Below are 16,136 nucleotides of genomic sequence, written 5' to 3'. Positions count from 1 at the left end.
TCGGCGCGGGGCCGCTGGCGGCTCAGCCGAGTGACGCGATGACCGAAGCGGCGACGAGTGCCACGGCGAGCGAGACCTCGATGGCCGCGCCGATGACGTCGCCCGTGACACCTCCCAGGCGTCGCACCGCGTGCCGGCGCGCGACGACCGCCGAGGCGACCGCTGCGACGACGACGGCCGCGAGGCCGAGGGCCGCGGACGGACCACCGAGGAAGAGGATCCCCACGGCACCGGCCACGACGACGACCGCGGCGACGAGGCCCACGAGATGCGGCCGCGACACCGTGCCGGCGACTCCCTGACCCAGGCCCTCCGCGCGCGCCGGGGGTATGCCGTCCCGCGCGCACACCGCGCACGCCAGCCGGCTCGCGACGAGGGCGGCGATCGTGAGCGCGATGCCGGTCGGCGACCCGAGCAGGGAGGCGAGGCATGCGACCTCGAGCAGCAGCACGAGCACGAGGGCTGCCGCACCGGCCGGGCCGGTGTCGCCACGACGCATGACCTCCAGCGACCGTGTCGGGTCGTGGCCGGACGTCAGCCCGTCGGCAAGGTCGGCCAGCCCGTCGAGGTGCAGGGCTCGTGACACGAGGGCCGTGGTGAGCACGGCGAGGACGGCGGCCACGAGAGGTGGCACGAGGCCGGCGCCCACGAGGACACCGAGCACGGCCCACACGAGAGCGGCCGGGAGGGCGGTGACGGGGGCGAGCAGCATGGCGCGCCCCAGCACGCGGTCGTCGACGTGTCGAGGGGGAGGGGTGCGAAGCGCAGTGAAGGTCCCGACGGCGAGCCGCCACGCGTCACGCATCGAGCGTCCCGGGCCGCGGCTCGAGGGGCACGACCGGGGCGCTGCTGAGGTCGAGGACCCGACCCGCCACGACCAGGTGGACGTGGGCTGCCACCGCCGCCACCGCGGCATTGAGGCGACCGAGCTCGTCCTGGAAGAACCGCCCCGATGCCGTGGTGGGGACGAGGGACCAGCCGACCTCGTTGGTCACGACGACGACGGGTACGCACGCGGCACAGAGGGACTCGATGAGCAGCGCGCTGGCGTCACGAACCGTGGTGGCAGCCGCGACGAGGTCGTCCCAGCCGGTTTCGTCCACGACAGCCGTGAGCCAGGTGCCGAGGCAGTCGACGAGCACCGGGCCGGTCGCGGCGTCGACGACCCCCGCCACGTCGACGGTCTCGACCGTGCGCCACGACTCCGGTCGGCGGACCTGGTGGCTCGCGACGCGGCGGCTCCACTCGGGGTCACTCGGGTCGGCCCGGCGCCCGGTCGCGACGTAGGTGACCGAGTGGCTATCCCCCAGGAGGTCCTCGGCGTGACGACTCTTGCCGCTGCGCACGGGGCCTGTCACGAGGGTCGTGGTGCGGGCCACTGCCCTCATGGTCGGCCCCTCGTGTCCTGGAGCGAGGCAGGGGTCTCGGGCGGCGCGAAGACGACCGGGGCGCCGAACGCCGCGCGCCGTGCGGCCCGCCGGAAGACCCGCAGCAGGGCTGGACCAGCGGAGAGGACGAGAAGGGCGTTGAGAAGGCCGCGGGGAAGGTCCCAGCCGAGCGAGGTCGTCAGGTAGAAGAGGCCGTAGTGGCCGAGGTTGTCGAGGAGCGGCGCGCCTGGCACGAAGCCCATCCCGGTCGGCGCGTTGGCGCCCAGGAACGGCCAGAACCACAGGTTCATGAGCAGGCCGTACGCGAGTCCGGTGACGAGGGCGTACGCCGCGAGCACCCACCGCTCCACGCGACCACCCGCTCGGGCCGGGAGGAGCCCGGCGCCCAGCCCGATTCCGCCCGCGCAGATCATCTGGAACGGCAGCCACGGTCCCACCCCACCCGTGAGGAGGGCACCCGTCGTGACGGCGAGCGCTCCGGACACGAAGCCGACGCCCGGGCCGAGCACGCATCCCGCGACGATGACCACGAAGAACATCGGCTCGAGCCCCGCGGTGCCCGCGCTGAGCAGCCGCAGGGCGCCCCCGGCGGCCGCCGCGACGCCGAGGACGGCGATGGTCTTGGCGTCGAGGCGCCCGGCTGTCACCTCCGCGAGGCAGACCACGGCGAGCAGGCCGAGCAGGACCGCGAAGAGCCACGGCGCGTCGTTGCCGTGGTCGCGGGCGAAGTCGCCGGTGACGAAGAACGGCCAGGTGAAGGCGACGAGCCCGACCAGCCCGACCACCGTCACGGCGACGACGGCCGGCCAGCGCAGCGGGATGACCCGCCGGCCGGTCACGCCGGCCTCCCGAGCGCGGCCGCCACCTCGGCGACCGTCAGCCAGGTCTGGGGGAGCAGGACCTTCGTCACCTGCGGGGCGAAGGCCGGCGACGAGGCAAGGACGTCACGCGCGGGCCCGTCGGTGACGACCTCGCCGTCGGCGAGGATGACGACCCGGTCCGCCACCTCGGCTGCGAGCTCCACGTCGTGCGTCGCGAGCAGGACCGTCGTGCCGCGCGCGGCGAGCTCGGTGAGGACCTCACCGAGCCGCTTCTTCGCCCCGTAGTCGAGGCCGCGCGTCGGCTCGTCGAGCAGGAGCACCTCCGGGGAGCCGGCGAGGATGACGGAGAGGGCGAGCTCGAGCCGCTGGCCCTCGGACAGGTCGCGCGGGTGTGTCGTGGGCTCGACGCCGCCGGAGATGCGGTCGAGGAGGGAGCTTGTGGTCCCGGGAGCGGCCGCGAAGTCCGCGTCGGCCGCCGCGCACTCGGCCGCCACGGAGTCGGCGTAGATGAGCAGCTCGGGCTGTTGCGGCACGAGACCCACCGTGCGCACGCGCTCACGCGGTGGCGTGGTGTGCGGGTTGACGGCGCTTGCGCCGAGCGTGACCCGGCCCGAGGTCAGCCGGTGCTGGGCTGCGATGGCCCCCAGGAGGGTCGACTTGCCGGCGCCGTTGCGGCCCATGAGCGTCGTGACGGACCCGCGCCCGACGGACAGGTCGACCCCGTCGAGGACGACCCGGCTCCCGCGCGAGACCCGGATGCCGGAGACCCTGACGGCATCCTGAGGCCCGATGGCACGCAGGGCAGCAACCTGGGAGTGCTCGCGCGAACCGAGGTCGTCGCGCAGGGTCGCGGCCCGGCGCCGCGCGTCGCGGATCGACAGCGGTGTCGGTGACCAGCCGGCGAGCCGCGACAGCCCCACGACGGGCGGGTAGATCTGCGACTGACGCATGGCCTCGGCCGGGTCGAGGAGCTCGGAGACGTGACCGTCGTCGACGAGGACCACCCGGTCGGCGTGGTGGACCACCCGCTCGAGACGGTGCTCGGCGAGCACCACCGTGACCCCGAGGTCGTGGACGATGCGGTGGAGCGACGCGAGAACCTCTTCGGCCGCAACCGGATCCAGCGCCGAGGTGGGCTCGTCGAGCACGAGCACGCGTGGTCCTGCCGCGAAGAGTGCCGCGATCGCGACGCGCTGCTGCTGCCCGCCGGAGAGCGTCGTCAGGGAGCGTGCGCGCAACGGCGTGAGACCGAACAGGTCGAGCGTCTCCTCGACGCGGCGGCGGATGGTCGTCGAGTCGAGCCCCATCGTCTCCATGCCGTAGGCCACCTCGTCCTCCACGACGTCGGTGACGAACGTCGACGAGGGGTTCTGCTCGACGAGACCGACGACCGTCGCGAGGTCACGCGGCCGGTGCTCGTCCGTGGAGAGGCCGTCGACCGTGACCCGCCCCGTCAGGGTGCCGCCGCTGAAGTGCGGGACCAGCCCGTTAATAGTGCGCAGCAGGGTCGACTTGCCGCTGCCCGTCGGGCCGACGACGAGGACCAGCTCGCCCTCGGGGATCTCGAGCGTGACGTCGCGCAGGCTGGGAGTGGCGGCGTCGGCGTACTGCACCGAGACGTGCCGGAAGCTGATCATGAGGCCATCTCCCTCGGACGCGGCGTGAACCACGCCGGGGCGGCGGCCACGAGCACGGCGACGACCGCGAGGAGCGGCACCTCCGGGAGCTGCGCCTGTTGGCTGGGCACGACGCCGTCCCAGCCGAGCACGGAGGCGACGACGAGGACCGCGCCCGGGGCGGCGCCGGCGACGACGGTCATCGACTCGGTCCACGCCCATCCGTCCCGGCGATGACCGGACCTCCGGTCGCGCGAGGCACCGACGACGAGGCTCGACGCCGCGAGCAATACGCCGAGCACGAGGACGGGCAGGCCGAGGACGCCACCGGCCGAGGCGTCGAGGAGGCCGTAGAGACCGGCGAGCACCCCGACGAGACCGGCGAGGGCAAGCCCTGTCGCCGTGCGCCGGGTGGCGGCCGTCGACCGCACGACGCGGCCGTAGCCTCTCGACTCCATCGACGCGGCGAGCCCGAGCGAACGCTCGAAGGCCGTCTCCAGGACAGGGACCGTCAGGCGGGCCATCTCGCGGACACCGCGACCGTCGCGGCCGCGGAGCGTCCGGGCCGCACGGACCTGCCGGGCATCGGTGAGCAGCTGGGGGGCGAAGGTCAGGCCCACGACGACCGCGGTGCCGACGTCGTAGAGCGTGGCCGGCAGGTAGCGCAGCAGGCGTCGTGGGCTCGCGAGCGCGTTGGCGGCACCCAGGCACGCGAGGATGGCGGCCAGACGGAGCGCGTCGTAGACGGCGTACAGCAGGGACTCGAGCGTGACCGGACCACCCATCCGGACACTGGCCGCCCACTCGGGCAGCGGCACGCGCGGAAGCGTCACGAGCACGGTCTGCCCCGCGATGCCGTTGCCGAGCAGCGCCGTCATGGCGACCCGGAAGGCCACGATGACCGCGCCGATGACGAGGAACGCCGGCAGCGGGTTGGCCGTCGCGGGGTCGCGGCGCTCCGTCACGACCACGACGCAGACCCCGATCACGAGGAGCAGGAGCACGGGGTTCGTCGTGCGCGACGCGGCCGTGGCGAGCCCGAGCCCCCACAGCCACCAGGCCGCGGGGTGCTGGAGCCTCGCACGATGCTGCATCACGCTGGTCGTCGCTCCCGGTCTCAGCCGTCCTGACGGGCGCGCGAGCGCGATCGGGCGACGAGGTAGCCGAGAAGTGCGAGCAGCGCGAGCGCAGCGATGACGTATGCCGCGACATTCGTGCCCGACTCGGCCGTGACCGACGTGCCCGGCACGTTCGTGTCCGTGCCGCCCGTGCTCGGGGCCGGGGCGGCCGTCGTGGCGGCCGTCGTGGCAGCCGTCGTCTCGGCCGGTGCCGCGATGGCGACCGGCTGGTCGGGCGCCTTGGCTTCTGCGCTGACCTCCTTGACGGCACCGCCGCAGTCGGTCGTGGGGTACCCGGCGACACCGCAGACGAGGCCCTTCTCCGCCCGGACGTCACCGGCAGTGGCCAGCACGGCGGTGCTCGTCGCGTCCTTGTCGACGACTGCGCAGACTGCCTTGGGCTCGGGCGGCGTGGCGCCGTCTGCGGAGTCGGCGGAGCGGCCGAAGTCGACGACGAGACCGACGCGCTTCTTGCCGTCCTGGGCAGGCGTCGAGCCGCAGAGCTGCTCGAACGTGAGCACGCCGCGCGGGAAACGCGTCGAGGCCTCGTCGCCGACCGCGAACCGCCAGCCGTCGACCGAGCCGTCGGCCGGGACGGTCTGGTCGGGGCCCTTCTGCGCGAAGGTCCACGCGCCGTCGGTGAGCTGGTAGAAGCCCCAGAAGCGGTAGGCGGCGGCGTGGGCCGGAGCGACCGTCAGGGCCGAGAGGCATGCCGCGACGAGCGCGGCGAGCACGACCCGGAGCGGAGCTCGACGGGCACGAGAGGCAAGGGACACGGTTTCCTCCTCGCGGTCGGACACCGTGTCGGGTCTGGAGCCGGCCCGGCTGGTGACTCCGGTCCGCATTCCACGACAGACTGACAGGGGAGCCGGGAGGACGCGGGTTTTCCGGCTGGTCACCCCGGGCCTCACGGCGACGGAGGGCGGCATCACGGTTGCGGGTCAGCGCCGGAGTCTCACCGGCTTGCCCCGTCGTCCTTCGGTTAAGCGAACCGTGGCACGCGGGCGGGTCAGCCGTCAAACGCGTGGCGCGGCCCGCCAACTAGGGTGACGGCATGAGCGCTGACTGGTCCTGGCTGTTCCTCGACGCCCACGGAGAGACGATGGAGGGGGAGGCCCTGACGACCACCGGCTTCCCGACCCAGAGCGACGCCGAGAGCTACCTCGGCGAGTCCTGGCGCGACCTGCTCGCCGCCGGGGTCGAAGCCGTCACGCTCCGCGAGAACGGCATCGTCGTCTACGGGCCGATGAGCCTGCGGGCGGCGGAGTGAGCGGCGCGGCGCACACGGCACCCGGCACGGGGGTGGGGCCGTCCGCCGGGCTCTCCGCGGGGCTCGAGCGGGACCTGCTGGGCCGTGTCGTCACGGCCCAGCGCAGCTGGCGCTCACCCGGCGTCAGCGTCGGCGTGGTGCGCGGCGACGCCCTCGTGTGGTCGGCCCACGTCGGGGCGGCCCGCCTCGGCGCCGATCCGGTGCCGGCCGGCGACGACACGCAGTTCATGATCGGCTCCGTCACGAAGACGTTCACCGCTCTGGCGGTCATGTCACTGCGTGACGAGGGCAGGCTCTCGCTCGACGACACGCTGGAGGAGTACCTCGTTGGCACGAGGCACGCGCGGGTTCCCTTGCGGCAGATGCTCGCCCACGCCTCGGGGCTGCAGCGTGAGCCGGTAGGCAACATCTGGGAGAGCCTCGTGGCCCCGGACCGTGAGGCGTTCCTCGCCGGCGTCGAGCACGCCGAGCAGGTGCTGCCCCCGCACCATGCGTTCCACTACTCCAACCTCGCGTACGGCCTGCTCGGCCAGGTCGTCGAGAAGGTCACCGGGCAGGAGTGGGAGGACGTCGTGCGTGAGCGGGTGCTCGAACCCCTCGGGATGACCCGCACCGGGCTGACGCCTGGGGACGACCGCGCCGTCGGCTACCAGGTCGACCCGTACGCCGGGACGGCGCGGGAGGAGCCGCTCTTCACGCTCAACGCGACCGCTCCGCTCGGTGGCCTCTGGTCGACCGTCGCGGACATGGCGCGCTACGCCGCGTACGTCGCGAGCCCTGACGACCGGGTCGTGCGGCCCGAGACGCTCGACGAGATGTGCCGGCCGCTCATCATGACCGACGTCGACGCCTGGAGCGGCGCCTACGGCCTCGGGTTCGGGATGGGCCGACGCGGCGACCGGGTCTACGTCGGCCACGGCGGCGCGATGCCCGGCTTCCTCACCGGGCTGCGGGTCCGCCGCAAGGAGGGCGTCGGCGCCATCGTCTTCGCCAACGCCACGTCGGGCGCCCTGACGCTCGGGCTCGCGACCGACCTCGTCGAGGCGGTCGTTGACGCCGAGCCCTCACTGGCGAGCGCCTGGGTGCCCGAGGCCCCGCGACCGGAGCTCGATGAGCTCCTCGGCCTGTGGTGGTCCGAGGGGTCGCCGATCACCTTCTTCGTGCGCGACGGCCAGCTGTGGTCGCGGCTCGCCGACGACGAGCCGCTGTCGGAGACGCGGTACTCCGCCGAGGGGACCGACCGCTACCGCGCCGTCGACGGACGCGAGGCCGGCGAGGTGCTCGAGGTGGTGAGAGCCGCCGACGGGTCCGTCGAGCGGCTCTACTTCGCGACGTACGCCGTGACGCGGGCGCCGCTTGCGTTCGCCGACCTGCAGCTCTGAACCGTCAGGCGGGGTGGTCTCCGCGGCCCACCTGCGGCTTCGGCATGCGGGTGCGGCGCATCTGGAAGGCGCGCATGATCGCGTACCAGGCGTCACCCTTCTCGGCCTGGCCGAACTTGGCCTCGACCTTGCGGCGGGTGCGACGCCACATGAGCACCGCGTCGCCGATCGCCACGAGGATGAGCCCGTAGACGAGGACGAACACGAGCAGCAGCGCCCAGCTCGTGCGGACGAAGCTGAGCAGCAGCACGATGAGCATGATCGGGAGCATGAACTCCCCGATGTTCCACCGGGCGTCGACCGAGTCGCGGATGAAGCGCCGACGTGGGCCCTTGTCGCGGACGGGGAGGTACTTCTCGTCGCCGACGAGCATGCCGGCCCGCTGCTTGGCCATCGCCTCGCGGCGGGCCGTCTTGTCCTGCTTGCCCGCGGCCTTGCGGTCGGTGACGATGAGCGGGCGCTTGTTGAGGGCCTCCTGGTCACGGCGCTTGGGCGTGGGCCGGTTCTTCGCGCCGGGGCGCGCGGCCTGATCGGCCTCCACCTGGGCGGCCAGCTCGTCGTTGAGGGTCTTCTTGCGTCCGAACACGGACACACTCTAAGCCGAACGGCGCGCGGCCCGGAATCGCGCCCACGGAGCACGCCTGGACTCCGCCCGTCAGCCCGGAACCTCGCGCAGAGGGACGAACCGGTACCGGCCGTGGGTGCTCGTCGTCACCACGCCACCGGCGCGCACGACGAGGGTCATCCATCCCGAGACGGGGACGACGAGACGACCGGGCTCGCCGAGCTGGTCCACGAGCGCCTGCGGCAGCGCGGTCGCCTCGGCGGACACGAGGATGCGGTCCCAGGGGGCGTGGTCAGGGTCTCCGAGCACGCCGGCTGCCGGTGCCTGGATGCGGGCCCACGGCATCCGCACGCTCGCGAGGTTCGCGGCGCCCCAGCGCACGAGGTCGGGCTCGAGCTCGACGCCGACGACCTCACCGGTCGGCCCGGTGAGGTGCGCGAGCAGTGCGGTCGTCCAGCCGGACCCTGAGCCGACGTCGAGCACCCGCTGTCCGGGCTGGACCTGGAGGAGGTGCAGCATGTCGGCCACCGTGCGCGGCTGGGAGTTCGTCTGGCCGTGCCCGATGAGGATGGGGACGTCGTGACGGGCCCGGGGGCGCGAGAGCCGGGGGAGGAAACGCGCGCGCGGGACCGCCCGGAAGGCCCCGTCCACCGCGTCAGCCGTGCCCATCCGTCGAGTCAAGCACGACCCGCCACCGTGTTCACGTCCCGATCACCCTCGCGGACGGGCGACGACGTGGAGCAGGGTGCCCAGCGCGCGGTACGGGTCGGTCGCGCCGAGCCGTTCCTCGACATCGAGCAGGGTCTCCAGCTCGTCGCCCTGCGGCGCCGGCTCGTCGACGGGCACGTCGTCGCTCGCGACGCGGATGCCGTACCACTGGGCCACGTCGAGCCCGTGTGCCTCGCAGTCGGTCGTCAGCGAGGCGAGGGTGTCGGCGCGAGCAGCTACGCCGATCTCGTTGCGGTAGCGGGCATCCCGGCCCTCGGCGGCTGCGATGCGCATCTCGTCGAGCATCGCGAGCGTGCCCGCCCAGTCGTGCCGACGCGCCGGTCGCCACGCCATGGCGTCGCCGTTGCGGGCCACGATCGACACGACGCCACCCGGCGCGACGCGGCGGGCGAGGGCGGCGACGGCGGCACGGCTCTCGGGAAGGTACATGAGCACGCCGTGGCACATCACGACGTCGTATGCCGTGGGCCGCGTGACGCTCGCGAGCCCGGCGAGGTCGGTCGCGACGAGCGTGATGTGCTCGCGCTGACCGGTCGTGAGCCCACGGGCGGCCTGCTCGAACGCGGCCCGCATCCGCGCGTCGGGCTCCACCGCCGTCACCGAGTGACCGAGTCGGGCGAGCCGGAGCGCCTGGGTGCCCTGGCCGGCGCCCACGTCGAGGACGCGCAGGGGGCCGCGGGGGAGGTGGGCTGCGAGCTGGCGCGTCACCAGCTCCTGGCGCACGACGTTGCGCAGGTTGCCCAGCCGTTCGAGCCAGGGCTCCTGCCCGGACACGAAAGCGTTGTCTCCCACGCCGCGAACCTACCCATAGGGGACGACGGACGAGCTCGGGCGCGCGGGGCGGCTCGGTCTGAGGGACGGTCCACGGGTGGGTAGGGTCGGCACGTGACTGACGCCGCCCTCACCCCCGACACGATCCAGCAGATCCGCGACCGCGTGGCCGACCTCATGCCGCAGGTGCGGGCCGACCTCGAGGACCTCGTGCGCATCCCGAGCGTCTCCGCGTCGTCGTTCGACCAGAGTCAGGTCGCGCGCAGCGCCGAGGCCGTCGCCGAGCTGCTGCGCCGGGAGGGCCTCGACGTCGAGGTCGTCGTCGAAGGCGGCCGCCCAGCCGTCATCGGCCACGTCGACGGTCCCGAGGGTGCGCCCACCGTGACGCTCTACGCGCACCACGACGTGCAGCCTCCCGGCGACGACGCCGACTGGGACAGCGCGCCGTTCGAACCCCAGGAGCGAGACGGGCGCCTCTACGGCAGGGGGGCCGCCGACGACAAGGCCGGCGTCATGGCCCACGTCGCCGCGCTGCGTGCCCACGCCGGCAACCTGCCCGTCGGCGTGACCGTCTTCGTCGAGGGCGAGGAGGAGTCAGGCTCACCGTCGCTCGGCACGATCCTGGAGAAGCACGGCGACCGTCTCGCGGCCGACGCCATCGTCATCGCCGACTCGGGCAACTGGGACATCGGCACGCCGGCCCTGACGACGACGCTGCGCGGAGGCATACGCGTCGTGGTGCGCGTCCAGACGCTCGACCACTCGGTCCACTCCGGCATGTTCGGCGGCGCCGCTCCGGACGCCGTCACGGCGCTCGTGCGCCTGCTGGCCTCGCTGCACGACGATGACGGCAACGTCGCCGTCGTGGGTCTCGACGCCGGCGAGGCGGCCGACATCGACTACGACGAGAAGCGCTTCCGCGAGGAGTCGGGACTGCTCGACGACGTCTCACTCATCGGCTCCGGCTCGATCCTGTCCCGCCTCTGGAACAAGCCGTCCATCACGACGATCGGCATCGACGCGACCACGATCGACAAGGCCTCGAACACGCTCTCAGCCAAGGCTGCCGCCAAGATCTCGGTGCGCTTGGCACCCACACAGGACCCGCTCGTCGCCTTCGACCGGGTGCGCGAACACCTGGAGGCCAACGCCCCGTGGGGTGCCCGCCTCACCGTCGAGCTCGAGGAGCACGGCTCGGGGTTCGCGGCCGACGCCGACGGCCCTGTGTACGACGAGGCACGTGCCTCGTTCACCGATGCGTGGGGCACGGAGCCCGTCGACATGGGGGTGGGCGGGTCGATCCCGTTCATCTCCGACTTCTCGGCGCGCTTCCCGGACGCGTCGATCATCGTCACCGGTGTCGAGGACCCGGACACGCGGGCCCACGGCGCCAACGAGTCGCTGCACCTGGGCGAGTTCGAGAAGGTGTGCGTGGCCGAGGCCGTCTTCCTCGCGCGACTGGGCGCCCTGCAGCGCTGACGCTCACGAGGCGGGCAGCGCCGACCCGCGGTACCGCTGCTCGCGCAGCTCGAGGGCGTACGCCTCGACGCCCGGCATGCCGAGCTCCTCGGCGACCGCGATCTCGGCCTCGACGTCGTAGGGCACCCGGACGAACGTGATGCCGACGTGGCCCGGTGGGTCGGTCTCCCCGGGTCTCGGCAGCGTGCCCTCGAGGACGACGTAGGGCGCGCCGGGTGCGTCGAGGGCGTTGCCGACCGAGCCTGCGTTGAAGACGGTGATGCCGTAGTCGACGGAGAGGTAGGCGCCGTGGATGTCGCCGTAGCCGACGATCGTCGGCACGGGACCGTCACCGGTGAACGTCGTCTGCGCGGCGAACGCCCGGTGCTCGGCCTCGGTCGTGGGGGCGAAGACACGCGTGAACTCGCCGACCGGTGACGCGTGGAAGAAGCGGATCGGCTGGCCGCTCAGGACGAGCTCGTGGACGTTGGGCAGCTGGGCGAGCCAGGTCAGCTCGGCGGGGGAGAGGCCGTCGCGCACCCACTGGGCGTGCCCCCACGCCTGCGCGTCGTCGCGGGCGATGAACGCGTCCCAGTTGCCGCGCACCGTGACCGCGCACCGCTCCTTGCTCAGGCGGATGCACTCCGACCCGCGGGGTCCCTTGCCGATGACGTCGCCGAGGTTGACGACGTGCTCGATGCCACGGCGGGCGATGTCCGCGAGCACGGCTTCGTACGCGGTGACGTTGCCGTGCACGTCGGAGACGACGGCGACCTTGTGAAGTGGTCCGCAAGGGTCGCGCGGAGCGGGTTGCACCAGTCGTCAGTCCTTGTGGGTCTTGCCGGGCAGGGCGAGCATCCGGTCGAGAGCGGCGCGGGCCTCGGCGGCCACGGTCGGGTCGACGTGGATCGGGTTGACGACGCGCCCGTCCACGAGGGACTCGAGTGCCCACACCAGGTGTGGCAGGTCGATGCGGTTCATGGTCGAGCAGTAGCAGACGTTCTTCTCGAGGAAGGCGATCCGCTGGTTCGGGAACTGCTTCGCGAGTCGGCGCACGAGGTTGAGCTCGGTACCCACGACCCAGGACGTCCCGTCGGGTGCGGCCGCGATCGTCTGGATGATCTTCTCGGTGGACCCGACCTCGTCGGCGAGCTCGACGACCTCGTGGCGGCACTCGGGGTGCACGATGACCTTGACGTCCGGGATCTCGCGGCGAGCGGCCTCGACGGCCTCGACGGAGAAGCGACCGTGCACCGAGCAGTGCCCGCGCCACAGGATCATCCGGGCGTTCGCGAGCTGCTCGCGGGTGAGGCCGCCGTTGGGGCGGTGCGGGTCCCACAGGACGCAGTCGTCGAGGGAGAGGCCGAGCTCGCGCACCGCGGTGTTGCGTCCCAGGTGCTGGTCGGGCAGGAAGAGCACCTTGCCTGCGTCCTTGCCGGTGCCGTCGACACCGCCCACCTGCCCGTAGGCCCATTCGAGGGCGGTGCGGGCGTTGGACGACGTGCAGATGGTGCCGCCGTGGCGGCCGGTGAACGCCTTGATCGCGGCCGAGGAGTTCATGTACGTGACGGGGATCGTCCGGGCGGCGATGCCCGCGGCGGCGAGCTGGTCCCAGCAGTCCTCGACCTGGGCGATCGCGGCCATGTCGGCCATCGAGCAGCCTGCGGCGAGGTCGGGCAGGATCACGGTCTGCTCGTCGCTGGTGAGGATGTCCGCGGACTCGGCCATGAAGTGGACGCCGCAGAAGACGATGTGGGGCGCGTCGGGGCGGGCCGCAGCGTCGCGCGCGAGCTTGAAGGAGTCGCCCGTGACGTCGGCGAACTCGATGACCTCGTCGCGCTGGTAGTGGTGCCCGAGCACGAAGACGGAGTCGCCGAGGGCGGCCTTGGCGGCGCGGGCACGCTCGACCAGCCCGGGGTCGGACGGCGCGGGCAGGTCACCGGGGCACTCGACGCCGCGCTCGGTGCGCAGGTCGGTGCCCTGGCCGAGCACGAGGAGGGGGAGTGGTGCCGGTGCCGTCGTCATGCCCAGATCGTATGCCGCCCGGCGGGGTCCCTGCGCCGCGGCTCCGGTCCGCCGACCCCGCAACACACCGAGGAGTTCTCGACGCACCCGCATCCGATCGCGGTGTGTCCCGCGTTGTTCGGTGTGTCTGTGGGTTGGGGCAGAGAAGGGGGTTGACTTCAAGTCGACTTGATGTCTGAGGCTGTGGGCATATACCTCACGACCCAAGGAGTCATGATGCCCACCGCGACCATCACCGGAGCCACCCAAGGCCTGGGACGAGCCCTGGCCGAGGCCCTCGCGGCCAGGGGCTGGGACCTCGTGGTCACCGCGCGCGACGCGTCCGCCCTGGCCAACGCCGTCGACTCGCTGCGCCGTCACGGCCACGTGGTCGTCGGCCTCGCCGGTGACGTCAGCGACTCCGTGCACCGGGACGAGGTGGTCGACGTGGCCACCGAGGTGACCGGTCCGTCCGGCCTCGACCTGCTCGTCAACAACGCGAGCACCCTCGGCCCCGTGCCCCTGCGGGCGGTGCGCGACCTCACGTCCGAGGACCTCGCGGCCGTGCTCGCCGTGAACGTGCTGGCCCCCCACGCGCTGGTCCGCTCGCTGCTGCCCGTGCTGGAGACGGCGGCGGGCACGGTCATCGACGTGTCGTCCGACGCCGCGGTCGAGCACTACGAGACGTGGGGCGGCTACGGCGCCTCCAAGGCAGCGCTGGACCACCTCACCCTGACCCTGGCAGCCGAGACCCCCACCATCCACCTGTATGCCGTCGACCCGGGTGACATGCGCACGGCGATGCACCAGGCCGCGTTCGCAGGGGAGGACATCAGCGACCGGCCGCTCCCTGAGGACGTCGCCGTGCCCGGGATCCTCGCCCTGCTCGACGCCCGTCCGCCGAGCGGCCGCTACCGAGCCGCGGACCTGCTGGCCGACACCACGAGCGGCATCCCGAACGCGGTCGCGCCGGGGGTGGCCTCGTGACGACGTCTCTCGGGCACGTGCCGCACACCGTGTTCCGCGAGACCGGCGACCTGACCGCCGACGCACCGCCGGAGGCCCGCGGACTGCGGCGCGACGGCATACGGCTGCTCGTGGCGTCCGGGACCACGGCCGGCACCGCCGTCGCGCACACGACCTTCGACCACCTCGGCGACCACCTCCGCCCGGGAGACCTCCTCCTCGTCAACAACTCGGCGACCGTGGCCGGTGAGGTCGACGGACGGGTACGGGGGCGTGGGCCAGTCGTCGTGCACGTCGCGACGGAGCTCGACGACTGCACCTGGGTGATCGAGCTGCGGACCGCGCCGGACGCCGCGCGCCCGGTGCTCGACGCGGCAGAGGGCGACGTCGTCGAGCTGGCGGAGGGCGGCCCTCGGCTCCGGCTCGAGTCGCCCTACCCGCGCCCCGACTCGTCGCCAACCGGTCACGGCAACCGGCTCTGGCGCGCCGTGGAGCTCGAGGACTGCGTGCTCCCCGGACACCTGGAGCAGCACGGGCGACCGGTCGCCTACGGCTACCTCCGTGAACGGTTCCCGGTCGCGGACTACCAGACGGTCTTCGCCCAGCTGCCGGGCAGTGCGGAGATGGCGAGCGCGGGAAGGCCGTTCACGCCCGAGCTCGTGACACGGCTCGTGTCATCCGGCATCCACATCGCACCGGTCACGCTGCACACCGGACTGTCGTCGCAGGAGGCCGGCGAGGCGCCACAGCCCGAGCGGTTCGCCGTGTCGGGCGGCACTGCGGCGCTCGTCAACCATGTGCGCACCCGCGGCGCACGCGTCGTCGCCGTGGGCACCACGGCGACCCGCGCCATCGAGTCGGCGGCCGACGAGAGCGGCACCGTGCACGCGGCGGCAGGCTGGACGGACGTCGTGATCTCGCCCGACCGCCCCGCGCGCGTCGTCGACGGGCTCATCACCGGCTGGCACAACCCGGATGCCTCGCACCTGCTCCTCGTCGAGTCGGTCGCCGGTGCCGCCCTCACCCAGCGGGCGTACGACGAGGCGGTGGCGCACCGCTACCTCTGGCACGAGTTCGGCGACGCCGGCCTGTTCCTCCCGACCCGCTGAGCCGGCCACCACCTCGACCACCACCTCGACCACCACCTCGACCACCACCTCGACCCAGCGCGGATGCGAAGATGCGGCCGTGCACGTCATCATCGCCCCGGACTGCTACACCGGAACCCTCACGGCGAGCCAGGCCGCCGCCGCGATGGCCGACGGCTGGGCTCGCTCTGCACCGCACGACCGACTCACCCTCGTGCCGTTGTCCGACGGAGGCCCGGGCTTCGTCGACGTCCTGGCCGACAACCTCGATGGCGAGATCGTCGCGGTCGTCACGACGGACCCGCTCGGCCGCGAGGTCCCGGGCACGATCCTGCTGACGACCGGCGCGGGCGGGCGAACGGCATACGTGGAGTCGGCGCAGGCCGCCGGGCTGCACCTGCTGGCACCGGACGAGCGAGACCCCACCCGGGCCACGACGGCCGGCGTAGGGACACTGCTGCTCGCGGCCCTCGACGCCGGCGCGCGCCGCGTCGTCATCGGGCTCGGGGGGTCGGGCACCAACGACGCGGGCGCGGGACTGCTCGCTGCGCTGGGCGTCGGCCCCGCGGCACGCCTCGCGCGCGGCGGTCTCGCCCTCGAGGCGACGACGGCGGAGGACCTCGCAGGACTGGACGCCGCCCGGGACCGCCTCCGTGGCGTCGACCTCGTCATCGCCAGCGACGTCGACTCGCCCCTGCTGGGGCTCAAGGGGGCGAGCGCCGTGTTCGCCCCGCAGAAGGGCGCCAGCGAGGAGGACGCGCAGCGCCTCGAGAGCGCGCTCGGGCACTTCGCGAGCGTCGTCGCGCGCGTGCGTCCGCCCGCGAGGGACCTGCTGACCGGCACGCTCCTCAAGCCCGAGCGTGAGCCGGGGGCCGGTGCCGCCGGCGGCCTGGGCTACGCGCTGCACCTGCTCGGTGGGCGCCGGGTCTCCGGCGTCGAGGCCGTCCTCGACGCCGTCGG

At 73.2% G+C, this 16,136-nt stretch carries 17 protein-coding genes and 1 riboswitch; of the genes, 6 read left to right on the top strand and 11 right to left on the bottom strand.

Annotated elements, in window-relative coordinates; translation table 11 throughout:
• Positions 1–22: 22 nt before the first annotated feature.
• From H9I49_RS07100 to H9I49_RS07075, 6 genes are read right to left on the bottom strand one after another with little or no spacing between them, the layout of a single operon-like run.
• A complete protein-coding gene (locus H9I49_RS07100; protein ID WP_188029680.1) occupies positions 23–805 on the bottom strand; it encodes an adenosylcobinamide-GDP ribazoletransferase in 783 nt (260 codons plus the stop codon).
• Positions 798–1,388 (bottom strand): bifunctional adenosylcobinamide kinase/adenosylcobinamide-phosphate guanylyltransferase, encoded by a 591-nt coding sequence (locus tag H9I49_RS07095; RefSeq protein ID WP_188029679.1) that lies wholly within the window; start codon positions 1,386–1,388, stop codon positions 798–800. The genes H9I49_RS07100 and H9I49_RS07095 overlap by 8 nt, the downstream gene beginning before the upstream one ends.
• A complete protein-coding gene (locus H9I49_RS07090) occupies positions 1,385–2,227 on the bottom strand; it encodes an ECF transporter S component (protein WP_188029678.1) in 843 nt (280 codons plus the stop codon). The genes H9I49_RS07095 and H9I49_RS07090 overlap by 4 nt, the downstream gene beginning before the upstream one ends.
• On the bottom strand, positions 2,224–3,846 hold the full coding sequence (locus tag H9I49_RS07085) for an ABC transporter ATP-binding protein (protein WP_188029677.1): 1,623 nt from the start codon (positions 3,844–3,846) through the stop codon (positions 2,224–2,226). Before H9I49_RS07085 ends, H9I49_RS07090 begins: the two co-directional genes overlap by 4 nt.
• The gene (locus tag H9I49_RS07080) at positions 3,843–4,919 is read right to left on the bottom strand and encodes an energy-coupling factor transporter transmembrane component T (RefSeq protein ID WP_188030405.1); all 1,077 of its coding nucleotides are present in this window, start codon (positions 4,917–4,919) and stop codon (positions 3,843–3,845) included. The genes H9I49_RS07085 and H9I49_RS07080 overlap by 4 nt, the downstream gene beginning before the upstream one ends.
• A gap of 23 nt (positions 4,920–4,942) precedes the next feature.
• Positions 4,943–5,719, bottom strand: a complete 777-nt coding sequence (locus H9I49_RS07075) for an SCO2322 family protein (protein WP_370587465.1) — start codon at positions 5,717–5,719, stop codon at positions 4,943–4,945.
• Between the two features lie 102 nt (positions 5,720–5,821).
• Positions 5,822–5,935: riboswitch (cobalamin riboswitch) on the bottom strand.
• Positions 5,936–5,997: 62 nt separating this feature from the next.
• Here H9I49_RS07075 and H9I49_RS07070 point away from each other — a divergent pair.
• Together H9I49_RS07070 and H9I49_RS07065 are read left to right on the top strand one after the other, a co-directional pair.
• The gene (locus tag H9I49_RS07070) at positions 5,998–6,213 is read left to right on the top strand and encodes a hypothetical protein (protein ID WP_188029675.1); all 216 of its coding nucleotides are present in this window, start codon (positions 5,998–6,000) and stop codon (positions 6,211–6,213) included.
• Positions 6,210–7,595 (top strand): serine hydrolase domain-containing protein, encoded by a 1,386-nt coding sequence (locus H9I49_RS07065; protein WP_188029674.1) that lies wholly within the window; start codon positions 6,210–6,212, stop codon positions 7,593–7,595. Before H9I49_RS07070 ends, H9I49_RS07065 begins: the two co-directional genes overlap by 4 nt.
• Positions 7,596–7,599: 4 nt before the next feature.
• Here H9I49_RS07065 and H9I49_RS07060 read toward each other — a convergent pair whose 3' ends face one another.
• The 3 genes from H9I49_RS07060 to H9I49_RS07050 form a co-directional block, all read right to left on the bottom strand.
• Positions 7,600–8,181: a DUF3043 domain-containing protein gene (locus H9I49_RS07060; RefSeq protein WP_188029673.1), complete on the bottom strand. Its 582-nt coding sequence runs from the start codon at positions 8,179–8,181 to the stop codon at positions 7,600–7,602.
• A 69-nt stretch (positions 8,182–8,250) separates the two neighbouring features.
• Entirely contained in the window at positions 8,251–8,829 is a 579-nt protein-coding gene (locus H9I49_RS07055) for a protein-L-isoaspartate O-methyltransferase (protein WP_188029672.1), read from the bottom strand.
• 42 nt (positions 8,830–8,871) lie between these two features.
• Positions 8,872–9,681 carry a methyltransferase domain-containing protein gene (locus H9I49_RS07050; RefSeq protein WP_223128447.1) on the bottom strand — a complete coding sequence of 270 codons (810 nt, stop codon included), beginning with the start codon at positions 9,679–9,681 and terminating at the stop codon, positions 8,872–8,874.
• A 93-nt stretch (positions 9,682–9,774) separates the two neighbouring features.
• Here H9I49_RS07050 and H9I49_RS07045 point away from each other — a divergent pair, with 93 nt between their 5' ends.
• On the top strand, positions 9,775–11,139 hold the full coding sequence (locus H9I49_RS07045; RefSeq protein ID WP_188029671.1) for a dipeptidase: 1,365 nt from the start codon (positions 9,775–9,777) through the stop codon (positions 11,137–11,139).
• A gap of 3 nt (positions 11,140–11,142) precedes the next feature.
• Here the strand turns inward: H9I49_RS07045 and H9I49_RS07040 are convergent, their stop codons facing one another.
• The gene (locus H9I49_RS07040; protein ID WP_188029670.1) at positions 11,143–11,934 is read right to left on the bottom strand and encodes a metallophosphoesterase family protein; all 792 of its coding nucleotides are present in this window, start codon (positions 11,932–11,934) and stop codon (positions 11,143–11,145) included.
• Positions 11,935–11,940: 6 nt separating this feature from the next.
• Complete coding sequence (nadA, locus tag H9I49_RS07035; RefSeq protein WP_188029669.1) at positions 11,941–13,143, bottom strand: quinolinate synthase NadA; 1,203 nt, start codon at positions 13,141–13,143, stop codon at positions 11,941–11,943.
• 216 nt (positions 13,144–13,359) lie between these two features.
• On the opposite strand from nadA, the gene H9I49_RS07030 reads away from it, so the two are divergent.
• From H9I49_RS07030 to H9I49_RS07020, 3 genes are all read left to right on the top strand, one after another.
• The gene (locus H9I49_RS07030) at positions 13,360–14,109 is read left to right on the top strand and encodes an SDR family oxidoreductase (RefSeq protein ID WP_255523770.1); all 750 of its coding nucleotides are present in this window, start codon (positions 13,360–13,362) and stop codon (positions 14,107–14,109) included.
• Complete coding sequence (locus tag H9I49_RS07025) at positions 14,106–15,197, top strand: S-adenosylmethionine:tRNA ribosyltransferase-isomerase (RefSeq protein WP_188029667.1); 1,092 nt, start codon at positions 14,106–14,108, stop codon at positions 15,195–15,197. Before H9I49_RS07030 ends, H9I49_RS07025 begins: the two co-directional genes overlap by 4 nt.
• A 79-nt stretch (positions 15,198–15,276) precedes the next feature.
• Positions 15,277–16,136 (top strand): glycerate kinase (locus tag H9I49_RS07020; protein ID WP_188029666.1); only part of this gene is annotated, 860 nt, incomplete at its 3' end.

The organism is Terrabacter sp. MAHUQ-38 (genome assembly GCF_014518425.1).
GTDB lineage: Bacteria > Actinomycetota > Actinomycetes > Actinomycetales > Dermatophilaceae > Terrabacter.
Note: the sequence above shows the minus strand (reverse complement) of the source record. Positions and strands in the feature narration are given on the sequence as shown.